This window comes from Acidovorax sp. GBBC 1281 (assembly GCF_028473645.1).
Lineage (GTDB): Bacteria > Pseudomonadota > Gammaproteobacteria > Burkholderiales > Burkholderiaceae_C > Paracidovorax.
Genome location: NZ_CP097269.1, coordinates 4,505,208 through 4,520,663, shown reverse-complemented (window position 1 = coordinate 4,520,663; position 15,456 = coordinate 4,505,208). Strand labels below are relative to the sequence as shown.

15 protein-coding genes are annotated in these 15,456 nt (G+C 66.8%); 10 read left to right on the top strand and 5 right to left on the bottom strand.

Features of this window, described 5'->3' with window-relative positions; translation table 11 throughout:
- Window positions 1–41 precede the first annotated feature (41 nt).
- Together erpA and mdtD are read left to right on the top strand one after the other, a co-directional pair.
- Window positions 42–407, top strand: a complete 366-nt coding sequence (gene erpA, locus M5C96_RS21175) for an iron-sulfur cluster insertion protein ErpA (protein WP_008907234.1) — start codon at window positions 42–44, stop codon at window positions 405–407.
- Window positions 408–502: 95 nt separating this feature from the next.
- Window positions 503–1,927, top strand: a complete 1,425-nt coding sequence (mdtD, locus tag M5C96_RS21170) for a multidrug transporter subunit MdtD (RefSeq protein WP_272565111.1) — start codon at window positions 503–505, stop codon at window positions 1,925–1,927.
- A 4-nt stretch (window positions 1,928–1,931) separates the two neighbouring features.
- Here mdtD and M5C96_RS21165 read toward each other — a convergent pair whose 3' ends face one another.
- Window positions 1,932–3,041 carry an anhydro-N-acetylmuramic acid kinase gene (locus tag M5C96_RS21165; protein WP_272565110.1) on the bottom strand — a complete coding sequence of 370 codons (1,110 nt, stop codon included), beginning with the start codon at window positions 3,039–3,041 and terminating at the stop codon, window positions 1,932–1,934.
- A 22-nt stretch (window positions 3,042–3,063) separates the two neighbouring features.
- Window positions 3,064–4,425, bottom strand: coding sequence for a M23 family metallopeptidase (locus M5C96_RS21160; RefSeq protein WP_272565109.1), 1,362 nt, complete (start codon window positions 4,423–4,425; stop codon window positions 3,064–3,066).
- Between the two features lie 178 nt (window positions 4,426–4,603).
- Between M5C96_RS21160 and tyrS the strand changes: the two genes are divergently transcribed.
- Entirely contained in the window at window positions 4,604–5,839 is a 1,236-nt protein-coding gene (tyrS, locus tag M5C96_RS21155) for a tyrosine--tRNA ligase (protein ID WP_272565108.1), read from the top strand.
- Between the two features lie 33 nt (window positions 5,840–5,872).
- Here tyrS and M5C96_RS21150 read toward each other — a convergent pair whose 3' ends face one another.
- A complete protein-coding gene (locus M5C96_RS21150) occupies window positions 5,873–6,865 on the bottom strand; it encodes a LysR substrate-binding domain-containing protein (protein WP_272565107.1) in 993 nt (330 codons plus the stop codon).
- A 118-nt stretch (window positions 6,866–6,983) separates the two neighbouring features.
- Between M5C96_RS21150 and M5C96_RS21145 the strand changes: the two genes are divergently transcribed.
- From M5C96_RS21145 to M5C96_RS21125, 5 genes are all read left to right on the top strand, one after another.
- Window positions 6,984–7,511 carry a DUF2917 domain-containing protein gene (locus tag M5C96_RS21145; protein ID WP_272565106.1) on the top strand — a complete coding sequence of 176 codons (528 nt, stop codon included), beginning with the start codon at window positions 6,984–6,986 and terminating at the stop codon, window positions 7,509–7,511.
- Window positions 7,512–7,705: 194 nt separating this feature from the next.
- Entirely contained in the window at window positions 7,706–8,005 is a 300-nt protein-coding gene (locus M5C96_RS21140) for a DUF2917 domain-containing protein (RefSeq protein WP_272565105.1), read from the top strand.
- A gap of 285 nt (window positions 8,006–8,290) precedes the next feature.
- Window positions 8,291–9,061, top strand: a complete 771-nt coding sequence (locus M5C96_RS21135; RefSeq protein ID WP_272565104.1) for a Crp/Fnr family transcriptional regulator — start codon at window positions 8,291–8,293, stop codon at window positions 9,059–9,061.
- A 168-nt stretch (window positions 9,062–9,229) separates the two neighbouring features.
- Window positions 9,230–10,666 (top strand): bifunctional UDP-N-acetylglucosamine diphosphorylase/glucosamine-1-phosphate N-acetyltransferase GlmU, encoded by a 1,437-nt coding sequence (gene glmU / locus M5C96_RS21130; RefSeq protein WP_272565103.1) that lies wholly within the window; start codon window positions 9,230–9,232, stop codon window positions 10,664–10,666.
- Between the two features lie 3 nt (window positions 10,667–10,669).
- The gene (locus tag M5C96_RS21125; RefSeq protein ID WP_272565102.1) at window positions 10,670–11,548 is read left to right on the top strand and encodes a sensor histidine kinase; all 879 of its coding nucleotides are present in this window, start codon (window positions 10,670–10,672) and stop codon (window positions 11,546–11,548) included.
- A gap of 33 nt (window positions 11,549–11,581) precedes the next feature.
- Here M5C96_RS21125 and M5C96_RS21120 read toward each other — a convergent pair whose 3' ends face one another.
- Window positions 11,582–12,094 (bottom strand): Lrp/AsnC family transcriptional regulator, encoded by a 513-nt coding sequence (locus M5C96_RS21120; protein ID WP_272565101.1) that lies wholly within the window; start codon window positions 12,092–12,094, stop codon window positions 11,582–11,584.
- A gap of 138 nt (window positions 12,095–12,232) precedes the next feature.
- On the opposite strand from M5C96_RS21120, the gene glmS reads away from it, so the two are divergent.
- Together glmS and M5C96_RS21110 are read left to right on the top strand one after the other, a co-directional pair.
- Window positions 12,233–14,155, top strand: a complete 1,923-nt coding sequence (glmS, locus tag M5C96_RS21115) for a glutamine--fructose-6-phosphate transaminase (isomerizing) (protein ID WP_272565100.1) — start codon at window positions 12,233–12,235, stop codon at window positions 14,153–14,155.
- A gap of 248 nt (window positions 14,156–14,403) precedes the next feature.
- On the top strand, window positions 14,404–14,838 hold the full coding sequence (locus M5C96_RS21110; protein WP_272565099.1) for a very short patch repair endonuclease: 435 nt from the start codon (window positions 14,404–14,406) through the stop codon (window positions 14,836–14,838).
- A 10-nt stretch (window positions 14,839–14,848) separates the two neighbouring features.
- On the opposite strand, the gene M5C96_RS21105 is transcribed toward M5C96_RS21110, so the two are convergent.
- On the bottom strand, window positions 14,849–15,415 hold the full coding sequence (locus M5C96_RS21105; RefSeq protein WP_272565098.1) for a hypothetical protein: 567 nt from the start codon (window positions 15,413–15,415) through the stop codon (window positions 14,849–14,851).
- Between the last annotated feature and the right edge of the window lie 41 nt (window positions 15,416–15,456).

Genomic DNA, 15,456 nt, shown 5'->3' with positions numbered 1-15,456 from the left:
TGCAGTACCATCGATGGTAAACCCTCCCGAAGGAGCACTCCATGAGCGCCGTAGCCGAAAACATCCAGACCGAAATGCCCGCCCCGATCCTGTTCACCGACAGCGCGGCGGCCAAGGTGGCTGACCTGATTGCCGAAGAAGGCAACCCCGACCTGAAATTGCGTGTGTTCGTCCAGGGCGGCGGATGCTCGGGCTTCCAGTACGGCTTCACGTTCGATGAAATCACGAACGAAGACGACACCACCATGACCAAGAACGGCGTCTCGCTGCTCATTGATGCCATGAGCTACCAGTATCTGGTCGGTGCCGAAATCGACTACAAGGAAGACCTGCAGGGCGCTCAGTTCGTCATCAAGAACCCGAATGCGACCACCACCTGTGGCTGCGGATCGAGTTTCTCCGCCTGATGGCGCGATTTTTCGCCTGACTCAAAAGCCGCCTTCGGGCGGCTTTTTGCTGGGCATGTGCGGCGGAACACCTTACCGCCGTTGATCGGAACGGCATGCAACAAGAGCGCTCCCTTCAAATCCTGCTGTGGCTGGTGGCCGTCGGGTTCTTCATGCAGACGCTGGACGCCACCATCGTCAACACGGCCCTGCCCACCATGGCGCACAGCCTGGGGGAAAGTCCGCTGCGCATGCAATCGGTCGTGGTGGCGTATTCGCTGTCCATGGCGCTGCTGATCCCCGCATCGGGCTGGGTGGCTGACCGATTCGGCGCACGGCGGGTGTATCTGAGCGCCATCGTGCTGTTCGTCGTGGGATCGGTGCTTTGCGCCGTGTCGAGCCGGCTGGACCAACTGGTGGCGGCGCGGGTGGTGCAGGGCCTGGGCGGTGCGCTGCTGCTGCCGGTGGGCCGGTTGGTGGTGCTGCGCACCTTTCCGCGCGAGAAATTCCTGCAGGCCATGAGCTTCGTGGCGATCCCAGGCCTCATCGGGCCGCTGATCGGCCCCACGCTGGGTGGCTGGCTGGTGGAGGTGGCATCGTGGCACTGGATCTTCCTGATCAACGTGCCGGTCGGCCTGATCGGGTGCCTGGCGACGCTGCGGTACATGCCGGCCGTGCCCGGCGCCCCGGTGGCCCGCTTCGACCTGGCGGGCTATCTCATGCTGGCCTTCGGCATGGCGGCGCTGTCTCTGGCGCTCGATGGACTGTCGAGCCTGGGGCTGCGGCAGGCGAGTGTGCTCGTGCTGCTGATTTTCGGGCTGGCGAGCCTGGTGGCGTACTGGCTCCATGCGGCGCGCAAACCGAACCCGCTGTTCTCGCCCCGGCTGTTCTCGGTGGCCACGCTGCGCATCGGGCTGCTGGGCAACCTGTTTTCGCGCCTGGGCAGCTCGTGCATGCCCTTCCTCATCCCCCTGATGCTGCAGGTGACGATGGGCTACACCCCCCTGCATGCCGGACTGATGATGCTGCCGGTCGCATTGGCAGGGATGTCGATGAAGCGTTTCACGACGCCATTGATCACGCGGTTCGGCTACCGCCGCGTGCTGGTGGGCAACACGTTGATGGTGGGGATCACGATGGCGAGTTTTGCCCTCTCGACCCCCTCGCAGCCGCTGTGGTGGCACATCGTGCAACTGGCGATCTTCGGCGCGGTGAATTCGCTGCAATTCACGGCGATGAACACGGTCACCCTCAAGGACTTGAACCAGGGCATGGCCAGCAGCGGCAACAGCCTGCTGTCGATGGTGCAGATGGTGGCCATGGGGATGGGGGTGGCTGCTGCGGGCGGGGTGCTCTCGGCATTCACGGGCCACTTCGGGAGCGGGGGCGCGCAGCAGACGCTGTGGGCCTTCCAGGGTACGTTCGCCTGCATGGGGCTGGTGACCATCGCCTCGGCAGGCATCTTCTGGCAGTTGTCTCCACGCGACTCCGAAAGCGGCGCGGCTGCGGACGATGTGCCCGACGTGCCGGAGCACGTCTGAGCCATCAGGCGGGGTAGATCGCGCCCAGGATGCGCGGCCCCGCCGCGCCGGTGACGCTGGCCAGATTGCCGCTGCGCCGCTCCACGGCTCGGTGGGCCAGCCAGGCGAAGGCGGCAGCTTCCACCTGCAGGGCCGGCATGCCGTGCTCGTCGGAGGCCGATACGGCGACCCCAGGCGCAAGCGCCTGCAATCGGCGCATGAGGTGGCTGTTGAGGGCGCCACCGCCGCACACGATCAACGGGCTGTCGCCGTCGCCGAAACGGCGAACGCCATCGGCGCAGACACTGGCCGTGAATTCGGTCAGCGTGGCCTGGACATCGGCCGGGGCGGCCGATGCGAACGCCGGCAGGTGCCTTTCCAGCCAGGTGGGGTTGAAAAGGTCACGCCCTGTGCTTTTGGGCGGTGGCTGCGACAGATACGGCTCGGACCGCAGTGCGCCGAGCAGTGCGGGCAGGACCTGCCCGCTGGCGGCCCAGGCACCGTCGCGGTCGAACGGTTGGCCCGTGTGCTGCTGGCACCAGTGGTCCATCAGCGCGTTGCCGGGCCCGCAATCGAATCCCAGCACCGCACCCTGCGCACCCAGCACGCTGAGGTTGGAGATGCCGCCGATGTTCAATACGCAGACGGTCCGGCCGGACTGGCCGAACACCCCCTGGTGAAACGCCGGCACCAGCGGCGCACCCTGGCCGCCTGCCGCCACGTCGCGGCTGCGGAAGTCGGCCACCACGTCGATGCCCGTCGATTCGGCCAGCAAGGCAGCGTTGCCCAGTTGCAGCGTGTAGCCGGTGCCGTCAAAAGTCTGGGGACGGTGGCGCACCGTCTGCCCGTGGGCGCCGATGGCGCGAACGGCGGAGGGTGGCAGGCCGGCCTGTCTCAAAAGCGTGTGCACCACGCCGGCATAGGCGCGCGCCAATGCGTTTCCGGCCAGCGCCGCGCGGTGGAGTTCGTCGGCACCGGGTGTGTTGAGTGCGAGCAGCTCTGCTCTTAAATCAGGAGCAAAGGGCGCGCATGCATATTGCGCGACCTTGCATTTCTTCTCGGAGAAATCTGCCAGCACCCCGTCGACTCCGTCGAGCGATGTGCCCGACATGAGCCCGATGTACAGCGCTGGCATGGGGCCGGAACGCGCAGCGCGTTTACTGGGCGCTGGCTTGCTGCACTTGGGCGGCGGCCGACAACTGGATGCGCATGTTCGATGCCAGGCGGTTGAAGGCGGCGCGCGAGGCGCTGGACACCGGCGTGGCGGCTTCGCTTTGCTGGGCGATCACCATGGGGTCCTGGTGCTGGCCATCCACGCGGAACTCGAAGTGCAGGTGGGGGCCGGTGGCCCAGCCCGTCGCGCCGACGGCGCCGATGGTCTGTCCCTGCTCCACGCTCTGGCCCTTGCGCACGTCGATGCGGCTCAGGTGGGCATACACGGTGACGTGCTGGTTGCGGTGCTTGACGTAGATGACGTTGCCATAGCCGTTCTGCACCCCGGCGAAATCGACCGTGCCGTCGCCCACGGTGCGCACGGCCGTGCCGGTGGGCGCTGCGAAGTCGGTGCCCAGGTGAGCACGCCACTTCTGCAGGATGGGATGAAAGCGCATCTTGAAGCCGCTCGAGATGCGCGAGAACTCCACCGGCGAGGTGAGGTAGGCGCGGCGCATGCTCTCGCCGTCCAGCGTGTAGTAGGCGCCCTTGGAGGCGGGCGTGTCCTGGAACCAGACGGCGTCGTGCGTCTTGCCGTTGTTATGGAATTCCGCGCTCAGCACGCGGCCGCTGCGCAGCGGCTCGCCATCGGCTTCGAGCGTTTCGTAGACCACCGAGAACCGGTCGTCCTTGCGCAGGGCGCGGTGGAAATCGATGTTGCTGGCGAACACCTCGGCGATCTGCGTCGCCACGGCATCGGGAATGTTGGAAGCGTCGGTCGCGGCGAACAGCGAGCTGCGGATGATGCCGCCGGCCAGCCGCGTGCCCACGGTGAGCGGCGCCGTCTCGACGCGCGAGGTGAATTCGTTGCCCTTGCGCTGCACGACCAGCCTGCGGAAGTTGCCGCTGTCGTCCTGGACCCAGCGCGCCGTGAGGCTGATGAGGCGGTGGTCGTCCGTGGTTTCTGCCGATACGGACCGGCCCGAGCGGCCCAGCAGGGTCTGGCGCACCTGGCCGTCGCTGCGCAGGAAGGCCGCGGCCGCGGGGTCCGCCACACCCAGGCGCTGCAGGATGGCTTCGGCGGTGTCGCTGCTGCGGGTCTGGTCCGAGCGGTAGAGGGAATAGTTGGGAATGTCCACCAGCGCCGGCAGGGACTGATCGCTGGCCAGCGAATCCACCGCGTATTCGACCGTGCTGCGGGGCAGGTCGGCGGGGTCCGGCGCGAAGGAGGCGACGGCGAAAGCGCCGCCGCCGCCCGTCAGCAACAGCGTTGCGATGGCGGCGGTGATGCGTTTGGGATGGTTCTGGGCGATGCGCGATAGCCGGTCCAGCAGTGCGAGGCTGGCGGATGTCAAGCCATTGTTCAAAGTGTCTTACCCCAGGGTGAGGTGCGTTCGGGCCGGGTGGGGGCGGAACGCACGAGCTTAGGTCAGGCTGCAGCCATTCGGTGCAAGGGTCCGAACCGGCAGGACCACTAGAATCCGCCACTGCAAATGTGGGCCGGAGTATAACGACGAGCGCCCCGGAAACCCCCAAAAAACCCTTATGAATCAATCTGCTGTTACAACATTCCCAATCACCGATGGTGTAGGACGGGCGCTTGAGGTATCGCTGCGGGGCGCTGACGAATTGCTGCCCCGCGACGAATGGACGAAGAAGCTGGCACGCTCCGAGGCGACCGGCGTGCCGCTACGCATCAAACTGGGGCTGGATCCGACGGCGCCGGACATCCACATCGGCCACACCGTGGTGCTCAACAAGATGCGCCAGTTGCAGGACCTGGGGCACCAGGTGATCTTCCTGATCGGCGACTTCACCAGCCTGATCGGCGACCCCTCCGGCCGAAACAGCACCCGGCCGCCCCTCACCCCCGAGCAGATCAAGGCCAATGCCGAGACCTACTACCGCCAGGCCAGCATGGTGCTGGACCCGGCCAAGACGGAGATCCGCTACAACAGCGAATGGAGCGAGCCGCTGGGCGCGACCGGCATGATCCAGCTCGCCGCCAAGTACACGGTCGCACGCATGATGGAGCGCGACGATTTCCACAAGCGCTTTTCGACCGGGCAGTCGATCAGCGTGCACGAATTCCTCTATCCGCTCATGCAGGGCTACGACTCGGTGGCGTTGAAGAGCGACCTGGAGCTGGGCGGCACCGACCAGAAGTTCAACCTGCTCATGGGTCGCCATCTCCAGCAGGAGTACGGCCAGGAGCCGCAGTGCGTGCTCACCATGCCGCTGCTGGTGGGTCTGGACGGCGTCGACAAGATGTCGAAATCCAAGAACAACTACATCGGCATTGCGGAAGACGCCAACACCATGTTCGCCAAGGTGATGTCCATCTCCGACACGCTGATGTGGGACTGGTACACGCTGCTGTCGTTCAAGTCCCTCGCCGAGATCGCCGCGCTCAAGGCCGAGGTGGAGGCGGGCCGCAACCCCAAGGACGCCAAGGTGATGCTCGCCAAGGAGATCACCGCGCGCTTTCACAGCGCGGCGGCCGCCGATGCGGCCGAGGCGGACTTCATCAACCGCAGCAAGGGCGGGGTGCCCGACGAGATTCCCGAGGTGGCCCTGGCCGGGGCGCCGCTGGGCATCGGCGCGCTGCTGCGCCAAGCCAATCTGGCGCCTTCCGGCAGCGAGGCCAGCCGCCTGATCGATGGTGGTGGCGTGCGTGTGGACGGCGGTGTCGTCAGCGACAAGGGGCTCAAGCTGGAAGCGGGCACTTACGTGCTCCAGGTGGGCAAGCGCAAGTTCGCGCGGGTCACCCTCAGCGCCTGAACGCGCCGGATCGCGGCATGCGCCGCACGCGCGTCAATCCAGGTTGTCGCTCAGGTCGGGGTCGGGCACGTCGCCGATGGCCTCGCGCGTGGCCTGTGCCTGCAGGGTGAGCCAGGCGCAGAACGCCCGGATTTCCGGCCGCTGCCCGCTGCGCGGCCCCACCAGCAGCCAGTACGCCAGCGGTGAATCGAGCCGGTAGCCCGGCAGCACTTCCACCAGATCGCCCGACGCCAGCGCGTCGGCGATGAGCGGCATGCGCGCCAGGGCCAGGCCCTGGCCGGTGAGCGTGGCCTGCACGATCTGATGGGCGTAGTTGAAGTACAGCCAGCGCTTGGGCTGCAGCTTTTCCTGCCCGTTGAGTTCGAACCAGCGGCGCCAGGTGAGCCATTCGAGGTGCATGGTGCGGTGCGCATCGCCCGCTTCGATGAGCGTGAAGCGCGCCACGTCTGCGGGCCCGCGGATGGGCGGATTGCTCTTGATGAGCCAGGGGCTCGCCACCACGGCCAGCTGCTCGCCGAACAGGCGCTGCGAGCCGCTCATGTTGGCGCTGGGCAGGCTGTAGCGCAGGGCCAGGTCCACGTCGGCGGTTTCCAGGTCCACGGCCACATCGCTCGCGTCGATGCGGATGTCGATGTCGGGGTTTTCGCGCTGGAACTCCTCCATGCGGGGAATGAGCCACATCGAGGCGAAGCTGGCCCAGGTGGTGATGGCCACGCTTTTGCGGCCCGCGGTCTGCCGCACCAGCCGCACGCAGGCATCCATGCGTTCAAGAGCCGGGGCGACGGCCCGCTGCAGCTGCGCGCCGGCGCTGGTCAGCTCCACCGCCCGGGTGTGGCGCAGAAACAGCGGCACGCCCACTTCTTCTTCCAGCGCCTGGATCTGGCGACTGACCGCCGACTGGGTGAGCGAGAGCTCTTCCGCGGCCGCCCGGAAGTTCAGATGGCGGGCCACCGCGAGAAAGGCGCGCCAGTGGCCGACCGCCACTGGCCGGGTACGCAGGTGGGTGATGGGGGCAGGCAGATTCATGGCTGGGATTGATGAGGCTGGGGAATCAAATTATCTCCGGCTTTTCATTGGACCGGATGGGGGTGATGGGCCGAATATCCAGTCCTGTCAACACCAAGATCCATGCAAGGAGCGCTCCATGTCAAACCCTTCCGTTCTGGAATCGCAACAATCCCGGGTGGGCGCTGCGTCGGCCCGGACCATGGCAGGCTGCTGGATTTTGCCCCCGCGCCGCGCCTTGGGTTTGTACCCCACTCAGCGGGCGCGGCTGCGCATCGAGCGCGGCGGCGTCTGGCTCACGGTGGCGGGCCGCGAGGGTGCGTTGTCCAGCGACTGTTTCCTGGGCGAAGGCGATGAGCAGGTGCTCGAGCCCGGGGTCCATGCCGTCATCGAGCCGTGGCACGGCGGTCGGGCCGCGCTTTCGGGTGGCGCGCTGGCCGAAGGCGTGCAATTTCGCTGGGATCCGGTCGCCCTGCCAGCGCTCGCAGTGCACTCCGAGGCCTGGTCGCGGGGCGTCGTAGCGCCTTGGGCGGACTTGGTGGGGGCTTTGCGCGGGGCGGCGTGGGCTGCAGCCCGGCTGGTGAAGGGGCTGCTGCAGTGGGCGGTCGCAGGCCGCTGGGCGCCGACGGCGGCCCCTCGGACCTGCATTGATGCGCAATGCGAATAGATCGGAGAGGTCTTTCGCATTGATGTGGTTCCGGCATGAATCGCCTGGGGCGTTTTCATTGGACGGTGCCACGGCGCCAGACGCATGATAGGCACATTGCTAGGGTTTTCCAGGAGAAAGAAATGACCGCTTCAAATGTTCTGAATTTTCAACAATCCGCTGTCTTGCCTCGCGGAGAGGCGAAAGACATTTGCATGCTGGCCACCGGCAATGCCCACAGCCTGCGCCCCCGTGTGCCGATGGCCCTGCGCGTGATGTCGGGCCATGCCTGGGTCACGCTGGACGACGGCCCGAACGGTGAGCGCGATGTGGCGGCCGGCGACGTCTTCCTCAATGCCGGCCAGACCCTGTGGGTGGCGGCCGGCCAGCATGCCGTCATCGAGCCTCTGGGCCGCGATGCCGTGCAGTACCGCTTCAGCGCTTCGGCGGTGGTGCGCCATGCGGACAGTGCCTTGAAGGTCCGCTCCACGCAAGGCGAAGCCTGCTGCGCCTGAAGTCCGTCTCGCTGCTGTTCCTCCAGGGAATCGCAGCGAGGCCGCAGGAAACTGGCGCGGTGGCGCCGAAGGCGGGCCGGAAGCTGGCAAAGCTCCCGGCCCGTTTGACATTTCAGGGCCGGCCGGCAGGCTGATGAAATCCCTACCGGCGGGGGAGAAAGTCAATCGGCGCTGGCGCGTTGGCGCAATGCCTGTGGCGTGCCGTGCACAGTGTCAAAAGACATAGGGAGGAGTACCCTGGTGTGCCTAGAATCGCCGCCCACCAGTTCTCACCGATTCGCCTTTATGAGCGTGGACTTTGCTTCTGAATCCCTGGCGCACGCCATTCCGCGCCATTGCGATGCCTGCCGGTTGCGCAACACCCCTTCCGCTTTCACTCCCGTCTCGCCACAGGAGCTGCAGTTCATCGACCAGTTCCGCTGCGGCACCGCTACCGTGGCGGCCGGGGGCACGCTGATCCGCGAGCACCAGCCCAACGGCAAGCTCTACACGCTCTACACCGGTTGGGCGTTTCGCTACAAGACGCTGTCGGATGGGCGGCGCCAGATCCTCAACTTCCTGCTGCCGGGCGACCTGGTGGGGCTGCAGCAGGAATTCGGCGACACCGCGATGCACGGTGTGGAGGCCGTCACCCCTTGCGCGTTCTGCGTGTTCCCGGCCGACGGGCTGTGGTCGCTGTTTCGCGACCATGGCCGGCTGGGCTACGACGTGACCTGGCTCGCGGCGCGCGGTGAAGGCATGGTGGACGACAACCTGCTCACCACCGGCCGGCGCAATGCCACCGAGCGCGTGGCCATGCTGCTCATGCACCTGTACCGCCGGCTCGACCGCCTGGGGCTGTCCGAGAACGGCACCGTCGAATTCCCCATCACCCAGCAACACATCGCCGACTCGCTCGGGCTGTCGCTCGTGCACACCAACAAGACGCTGCGGCGCCTGGCGCAACTGGGTCTGCACGAGATCGCCGATGGGCGGCTGCGCATCATCAATCCGCGCGCGCTGGCCCGCATCGCCGAGTACTACGACACCATCCCCCGGCCGGTGCCCCTGCTCTAGGCTTTTGGGTGAAATCGGCCTCCAGTGCAATAAGTACTATGGCATTTTGCTATTAATTTTGTAGCAATCTTAAAACCCCTGGCGGGCGCGGCAGGGCGCCGATAATCGGCGGATTCCCCTGGGACGCCGGTCGCCGTGCCGCGCGGCTGCAACCGAACGGACCCTTTTATGACAGCACTGGACATCATCATCATGGCGGCGGGCAAAGGCACGCGCATGAAAAGCCGCACCCCCAAGGTCCTGCAGCGCCTGGCGGGGCGCCCGTTGCTGCGCCACGTGCTGGACCAGGCGGCCAGCCTGCAGGCGCGGCGCGTGGTGGTCATCACCGGCCACGGGGCGGAGCAGGTGGAGGCCGCCGTCGCCGGCGGTCCGGGGGGCGATTCCGGCGCCGGTTTCGAATTGAAGTTCGCCCGCCAGGAGCCGCAGCTCGGCACCGGCCATGCCGTGCAGCAGGCGATGCCCGCGCTGGCGGGTGACGGCACCGTGGTCGTGCTGTCGGGCGACGTGCCCCTGACCCAGGCCGCCACCTTGCACGCGCTGGTGGAGGCCTCGGCGCAGGAGCGGCTCGCGCTGCTGACCGTGACGCTGCCCGACCCGACCGGCTACGGCCGCATCGTGCGCGATGCCGCCGGTGCAGTGCAGGGCATCGCGGAGCACAAGGACGCGAGCGAGGCCCAGCGCGCCATCACCGAGGTGTACAGCGGCATCATGGCCGTACCGGCGCAGCGGCTGGCCGGCTGGCTCGCCCGGCTGCGCAACGACAACGCCCAGGGCGAGTACTACCTGACCGACATCGTCGCCATGGCCGTGGCCGACGGGGTGCCGGTGGTGGCCCACCGCATCACCGACGCATTGCAGGTGGCGGGCGTGAACAGCCCGCTGCAACTGGCCGAGCTGGAGCGCGCCCACCAGGCCCGCCAGGCCGCGGCGCTGATGGAGCAGGGCGTGCGCCTGGCCGACCCGGCGCGCTTCGATCTGCGCGACGATGCCCGCATCGGGGTCCGGGGCCGGCTGGTCTGCGGGCAGGACGTGGAGATCGACGTGAACTGCGTCTTCACCGGCCACGTGGAGCTGGGCGAGGGCGTGCAGATCGGTGCGCACTGCTGCATCGCCAACGCCACCATCGCGGCGGGCGCGGTGATCCACCCCTACACCCACATCGATGGCGAGAAAGCCGGTGTGCAGGTCGGCCCGGGCGCCCTCATCGGGCCTTTCGCCCGCCTGCGCCCGGGTGCCCAACTGGGCCGCGAGGTGCACATCGGCAACTTCGTCGAAGTGAAGAACTCCACGCTGGCTGATGGCGCCAAGGCCAACCACCTGGCCTATCTGGGCGATGCCACGGTGGGCGAGCGTGTGAACTACGGCGCGGGCAGCATCACGGCCAATTACGACGGGGCCAACAAGTTCCGCACCGTCATCGAAGCCGACGTACACATCGGCAGCAACAGCGTGTTGGTGGCGCCCGTCACCATCGGCGCCGGCGGCACGGTCGGCGGTGGCTCCACCATCACGAAAGACGCCCCGCCCGGCGCCCTGAGCGTGGCGCGCGGCCGGCAGGTGACCATCGAGAACTGGAAACGGCCCGCCAAGGTGCCCAAGGCCTGAGCCATGGAGGCCCCCCGCAGCGATCTGCCGAATGAAGCGGGCCGCGTGCAGGCCGATGAGGTGGCGCGCCTGCGGATGGAGCTGGACGCGGCGCGGCAGGAGCAGGAAGCGTTCCTGCGGGCCGTGTCGCACGACCTGCGCGCGCCCGTGCGCCACATCCTCGCCTACGGCCGGCTGTTGCGCGAGACCGTCGCAGAGAGCAATGCCGATCCCGAGGCGCTGCAGTTCCTGGACACCATCGCGCAGGCGGGCCAGCAGCTCGGCGGCATGATCGACGGGCTGATCCAGCTGGGGCGCATCGGCGCGGCCCCCGCCACGCCGGGCCCGGTCGCGCTGGGCCCGGTGCTGCAGAGCGCGGTGGCTGCGGCGCGGACGGCTGCCGCGGCGGCGCCGTCACCAAAAAGCGCGGCGGCGAAAGCGCCTGCGTCTTCCGGAGAGGGACCGGCCGGTCCCTGGCTCGACGCCGTGCAATGGGATCTGCCCGCGGCCGAGGCCTGTCCCGTGCTGTGGGCGGACGCGGGCTGGCTGCAGGAGGTGCTGGTGGCATTGCTGGACAACGCCCTCAAGTTCTCGCGCGGGGCCCAGCCGCCACGCATCGCCGTGCACGTGCGGCCGGCACCTGGCGATCGGGTGGACATCACCGTGCGGGACAACGGCGCGGGCTTTCCCGCCGCGCAGGCGGGGCAGCTGTTCCAGGTGTTCCAGCGGCTGCATCCGGCCAGCCAGTTCGAGGGCCTGGGCCTGGGGCTCGCGCGGTGCCGGCGCCTGGTGGCGCGCATGGGCGGCACCATCGGCATCAGTGCGGCGCCCCACCAGGGCTGCACGGTGTGCCTGCAATTGCCGGCCGCGGGGGCGCCTGGGCCGGACGCCGGCACCGGCTGAGCGCTGCGATGGCCGCCGCGCCAGTCGGGCGGCTCATGGGGTGTGGGGAGCCAGGCTCTCCGGACGCACGCACGGCAGCTTCGGCTCGAACTTGCTGCGCTTGAGGCTGAAGAAGGCCTTCACGTTGCGCACGTTGCCGTCGCTGGAAAACAGGCGCTGGGCCAGGGCCAGGTAGCCCGGGATGTCCTGCGCGTAGATCACCAGGATGAAATCGGGCCCCGGCGAGACGCGGTAGCACTGCTGCACAGAGGCTTCCGGCTGCATGCGCTGCTCGAAGGCTGCCAGGCGTTCGGTGTCCTGCCGGTCCAGCGTCACTTCCACGATCGCGGTGATGCCGTGGCCCAGGTGCCGCGCCAGGGCATCGGGCTGGACCAGGGCCACCTCCCGCTCGATCAGGCCCGCCTCGCGCAGGCGCTTGACCCGGCGAAGGCAGGTGGGAGGCGACACGCGAACCGCTGCGGCCAGGTCCTGGTTGCTGGTCGTGGCATCGTCTTGCAGGGCACTCAGCAGTTGAAGGTCGGTGTCGTCGAGAAATAATGATTCCATGTGGCTAATTTTATGGAATTAAATTTCAATAGGTGTTTTATGAGAAATTTAATTCCAAAGATTGTTTGAATAATTTGTACATATTTCTTGATGCCCTGCCTACCATCGCCCATCCACATTCCTTTCAGGAGATCGTCTATGTGCGGCATCGTCGGCGCGGTATCCACGCGCAACATCGTTCCCATCCTCGTGCAGGGCCTGCAGCGCCTGGAGTACCGAGGCTATGACTCCTGCGGCGTGGCCATCCACGATGCCAGCCTGGGCGCCTCCCGCACGGGCGGCCTGCGCCGCGCCCGCAGCACGGCCCGCGTGGCCGAGTTGCTAGAGCAGGTGAACGCCGAGCAGGTCGAGGGGGCCACCGGTATCGCGCATACCCGCTGGGCCACGCACGGCGCCCCGGCGGTGCACAACGCCCATCCGCACTTCAGCCACGGCACGGGCACGGGCGATCCCACGGCGGATGAGCCGCTGCGCCTGGGGCGCGTGGCGCTGGTGCACAACGGCATCATCGAAAACCACGAAGAGCTGCGCGCCGCCCTGCAGGCACGTGGCTACACCTTCACCAGCCAGACGGACACCGAAGTCATCGCCCACCTGGTGGACAGCCACTACAGCGGCGACCTGTTCCAGGCCGTTCAGGCCGCCGTGGTCCAGTTGCATGGCGCCTACGCCATTGCCGTCATCCACAAGGACGAACCCCACCGCGTGGTGGGTGCACGCGCCGGCTCACCGCTCATCCTGGGCGTGGGGGAGGGCGAGCATTTCCTGGCCAGCGATGCCATGGCGCTCGCCGGCGTGACCGACCAGATCGTGTACCTGGAAGAGGGCGATCTGGTCGACCTGCAACTGGGCCGCTACTGGATCGTGGGCAAGGGCGGGCAGCCGCTGGAGGCCCATCGGCGCCCGGTGCGCACCGTGCAGGCGCACAGTGGCGCCGCCGAGCTGGGCCCCTACCGCCACTACATGCAAAAGGAGATCTTCGAGCAGCCCCGCGCCATTGCCGACACGCTGGAGGGCGTGCGCGGCATCGTGCCCGAGCTGTTCGACGGCGCCCCCGGTCCGGACGGCGAGCCCGGCGCCGCCGCCTGGCGCGTGTTCAAGGAGATCGACTCCGTGCTCATCCTGGCCTGTGGCACCAGCTACTACAGCGGCTGCGCGGCCAAGTACTGGCTGGAGTCCATCGCCGGCATTCCCACCCAGGTGGAGGTGGCCAGCGAGTACCGCTACCGCACCAGCGTGCCGAACCCGCGCGCGCTGGTCGTCACCATCAGCCAATCCGGCGAAACGGCCGACACGCTGGCCGCGCTGCGCCACGCGCAAAGCCTGGGCATGCTGCACACGCTCACCATCTGCAACGTGTCCACCAGCGCCATGGTGCGCGAATGCAAGCTGGCCTACATCACGCGTGCCGGTGTCGAGATCGGCGTGGCCTCGACCAAGGCCTTCACGACGCAGCTGGCGGGGCTGTTCCTGCTCACCCTCGCCATCGCGCAGTCGCGCGGACGCCTGACCGACGACCAGGAGGCCGAGCACCTGAAAGCCATGCGCCACCTGCCCGTCGCGCTGCAGGCCGTGCTGGCGCTGGAGCCGCAGATCATCAGCTGGGCCGAGGACTTCGCGCGCATGGAAAACGCGCTCTTCCTGGGCCGCGGGCTGCACTACCCCATCGCGCTCGAAGGCGCCTTGAAGCTCAAGGAAATCAGCTACATCCATGCCGAGGCCTACCCGGCGGGAGAGCTCAAGCACGGCCCCCTGGCCCTGGTGACCAGCGCCATGCCGATCGTGACCGTCGCCCCCAACGACACGCTGCTGGAAAAGCTCAAGAGCAACATGCAGGAAGTGCGCGCGCGCGGCGGCGTGTTGTATGTGCTGGCCGATGGCGACACGCGGATCGAAAGCGGCGAAGGCCTGCATGTGATCCGCATGCCCGAGCATTACGGCCCGCTGTCGCCGCTGCTGCACGTGGTGCCGCTGCAATTGCTGGCGTACCACACGGCTTGTGCCAGGGGGACGGACGTGGACAAGCCCCGCAATCTGGCCAAGAGCGTGACGGTGGAGTGAGTGCTTGTGGCGGCTCCCGCACTGCTGCGCGACAGTTGTTCCGTGCCAATAAAGTCGTAGACGTGGCAATAGAGTCGTAGACATCGCAATAAAGTCGTGGACAAGTTTTTGGCTTGGATGGCCGGCGAAAATTTAGTCCAACGGAAGAAAGGATCATTTGTACGGTACCCTTTGACGGATTGCCGCAACGAAAAGCCGGCGAAACAGGACGTACGCCACCTCGTGCTTCCGACGAAGGCGACACTTTGATGGATTTTCTTTCCAAGACCAAGCGTAGTGCCTTGACGGCACGGATCGCGCAAAAGAATACTGCGCCGGAGCTGACGCTTCGCCGGGCGCTTCATCGGTTGGGGTTAAGGTTTCGATTGCATCCGACTGACCTTCCAGGGCGGCCCGATATGATCTTTCCGAAACATAAGGCCGCAGTGTTCGTCAACGGTTGCTTCTGGCACAGTCATACGTGTCGGGCGGGTCGCCTTCCTACGACCAATACCGACTACTGGATCCCGAAGATTGCAGCCAACGTGGCAAGGGACTGCCGCAAGTCGGATGAACTAGGAAAGCTCGGCTGGAGGGTGTTTGTCGTCTGGGAATGCGAAACCAAAGGCAATGCGGTTCACAAGTCGGCCACCGATCTTGCCGCCAAGATCCGATCTTCTACGCCACGCGCCGGTGAGTTCTGATCTGAGCCGCTCAGAGCCGAACCATGAACGTCTTCACCACCGCCGGCGTCGCGCAGCATCCGAGATAGTTCGCGGTGAATCTTCTGAGATCGAGGAGAGACGACAAGTTTTTCGGAGCGAGCCGCACGGCGGCCTCCAGATCGAGCCGAAGGATCACGCAAAGCCGTTTTGAGTCATGCAGGCCCGGTGGCTCGGAAAACCCGAGCGCTGTCGGCCCCTGCTCGACTGAGCTGATAGGCACAAGCAGCAACGAGGATGTGTCCTCGCCGTCGATGAGAATGGAGCCGCTAATCTTCCAGGCCTCGACGTCGAGGATCGATTCTCCCGCACGACCGGACAGTCGCAGAGCGAAACAACCATCCCCTTTTTCGGAGGGCAGCGGAAAGCAACACTCCGCATCCGGCACGAGTATCAGACCTTCACCCGGCAGGTCGAAGCGCGATCCGCAGGCCACCCAAGCGGCATTCCTCAGGCGTTCTCGGGGTGCCAGCGATTCTCCGAAGTGCTGTACGACCTGTTCAAGCAGTTCGCCGATCGACTCGATGCCGTTCGGCTGCCCGTCAACCGTCGGCTTCACGGGAAACGCGCCGACTCCGGGCATCGCCTTCCGATGGGCAC

Coding starts and splice junctions, on each gene's coding strand:
- glmU (WP_272565103.1), top strand. CDS start 9,230: ATGACAGCACTGGACATCATCATCATGGCGGCGGGCAAAGGCACGCGC.
- tyrS (WP_272565108.1), top strand. CDS start 4,604: ATGAATCAATCTGCTGTTACAACATTCCCAATCACCGATGGTGTAGGA.
- mdtD (WP_272565111.1), top strand. CDS start 503: ATGCAACAAGAGCGCTCCCTTCAAATCCTGCTGTGGCTGGTGGCCGTC.
- M5C96_RS21150 (WP_272565107.1), bottom strand. CDS start 6,865: ATGAATCTGCCTGCCCCCATCACCCACCTGCGTACCCGGCCAGTGGCG.
- M5C96_RS21165 (WP_272565110.1), bottom strand. CDS start 3,041: ATGCCAGCGCTGTACATCGGGCTCATGTCGGGCACATCGCTCGACGGA.
- glmS (WP_272565100.1), top strand. CDS start 12,233: ATGTGCGGCATCGTCGGCGCGGTATCCACGCGCAACATCGTTCCCATC.
- M5C96_RS21135 (WP_272565104.1), top strand. CDS start 8,291: ATGAGCGTGGACTTTGCTTCTGAATCCCTGGCGCACGCCATTCCGCGC.
- M5C96_RS21125 (WP_272565102.1), top strand. CDS start 10,670: ATGGAGGCCCCCCGCAGCGATCTGCCGAATGAAGCGGGCCGCGTGCAG.
- M5C96_RS21140 (WP_272565105.1), top strand. CDS start 7,706: ATGCTGGCCACCGGCAATGCCCACAGCCTGCGCCCCCGTGTGCCGATG.
- M5C96_RS21110 (WP_272565099.1), top strand. CDS start 14,404: ATGGATTTTCTTTCCAAGACCAAGCGTAGTGCCTTGACGGCACGGATC.
- M5C96_RS21120 (WP_272565101.1), bottom strand. CDS start 12,094: ATGGAATCATTATTTCTCGACGACACCGACCTTCAACTGCTGAGTGCC.
- erpA (WP_008907234.1), top strand. CDS start 42: ATGAGCGCCGTAGCCGAAAACATCCAGACCGAAATGCCCGCCCCGATC.
- M5C96_RS21145 (WP_272565106.1), top strand. CDS start 6,984: ATGTCAAACCCTTCCGTTCTGGAATCGCAACAATCCCGGGTGGGCGCT.